Here is a 1,578-nt window from a genome sequence, read left to right as displayed (position 1 = left end):
CGCGTTGCGCACTGCTGCCGTGAGCTCGCTACGCCTGTCGCCTCAGCACTGCGACATGATTGCGGTCGCGCGGACATTTCGCGACGTTGTGGAGGGCCAGGACGACGCGGAAAGGGGAACCCGGCGCTTGGCCGAAGTCTATCCGAACGTTCCGTTCTCCAATGGTTTCCTCCACGGCGCGGCTGGCGTTTCGCATCAGCCGCACTCAGGATCAGAAGCGCGCTTTGTCACCGGGACGTGACCTGAAACCTGCACAAAGTTTGCTCTCGAACAATGAGGCGGGTGCTCCGCCGCCCCTATCCTGATGTGTAAGAACTCCACGGGAAGGACCGCCGATGTGGCCGTACCATGGTGAGGCCTTCCGGGCTCGGGAGGACGTCAGATGATAATGGGCGGCAACGTCTCGACATAGACCGTGAGCTACTTCGCGGTCGCGACCTGTTTGCGGCCGAGGCGCTGATGTCGCTGGTTTTGAGTTTTCCGGCCGTCGATATCGCCGCGTCTGATACGCTCGTCCTCGTCCATATCATCGCCATCGGCTGGCTCAGCAAGTGCGTCTGTGGCGCCCTCACGCAATTCGTGCCGGTGCTGGTCGGCAAACCCTGGTCTGAGCCCCGCAAACTCCTCCAAGAATGGGTAGAGTCCGTCACCTCTGAGGAGACGGACCATGAAGCCAAGTCGGTTCACGGAAGAGCAGATCATCGGGATTTTGCGGGAGCAGGAGGCGGGTGTGGCAACGGCTGATGTCTGCCGCAAACACGGGATCTCGAGCGCAACATTCTACAAATGGAAGGCCAAGTACGGTGGCCTGGAGGTATCCGATGCCAAGCGGCTGAAGGCATTGGAGGACGAGAACGCCAAGCTGAAGAAGCTCCTGGCCGAGGCAATGCTCGACAACGCCATGCTCAAGGACGTTGCGTCAAAAAAATGGTGACGCCCGCCGCGAGGCGAGAGGCCGTCGCTCATCTGCGGACCACCTTCGAGGTGAGCGAACGGCGGGCGTGCAAAGCCCTGGGGGCAGATCGCGCATCGGTGCGCTATCGCAGCGGGCGAGCCGATGATGCGGCCGTGCGCGCCCGCCTGCGCGAACTGGCCGCCATCCGCCGCCGGTTCGGCTACCGTCGTCTGCTGGTGCTGATGCGCCGCGAGGGGCTGGTCATGAACCACAAGAAGTTTCGACGTCTGTATCGCGAGGAACGGCTGCAAGTCCGCCGGCGTGGCGGCCGCAAACGGGCGCTCGGCACCAGGGCGCCAATGGCGATCCCGCAAGGCGCCAACCAGCGCTGGAGTCTCGAATTTCTGTCGGATGCGTTCGCCGATGGCCGACGGTTCCGGATTCTGGCTGTGGTCGACGACTTCACTCGCGAATGCCTGGCGCTCGTCGCCGATACTTCGCTGCCGGGCCTGCGGGCCACACGCGAGCTCGATGTCATCATTGCCTGGCGCGGCCGGCCGGCGATGTGCCTGTCCGACAACGGCACTGAGCTGACCGGAATGGCCATGCTGCGCTTCAGCCAAGAGAGGCAGATCGAGTGGCACTACATCGCGCCCGGCAAACCGACCCAGAATGCCTTCATC

General features: G+C 63.2%; 1 protein-coding gene and 2 pseudogenes. All 3 read left to right on the top strand.

Going from position 1 to position 1,578, the window contains the following annotated elements; all coding sequences use genetic code 11:
* Positions 1 to 241 (top strand): annotated as a pseudogene (locus ASG57_RS38970) (U32 family peptidase); the annotation flags it as partial.
* 218 nt (positions 242 to 459) lie between these two features.
* Positions 460 to 744 (top strand): hypothetical protein, encoded by a 285-nt coding sequence (locus ASG57_RS38485; RefSeq protein ID WP_155248816.1) that lies wholly within the window; start codon positions 460 to 462, stop codon positions 742 to 744.
* A pseudogene (locus ASG57_RS31295) lies at positions 668 to 1,578 on the top strand (IS3 family transposase); the annotation flags it as partial. The gene ASG57_RS38485 and the pseudogene ASG57_RS31295, both read left to right, overlap by 77 nt.

This window comes from Bradyrhizobium sp. Leaf396 (assembly GCF_001424605.1).
GTDB classification, from domain to species: Bacteria; Pseudomonadota; Alphaproteobacteria; order Rhizobiales; family Xanthobacteraceae; genus Bradyrhizobium; species Bradyrhizobium japonicum_C.
The sequence above is the reverse complement of the archived record's forward strand: the minus strand, read 5'-3'. Positions and strand labels throughout refer to the sequence as shown.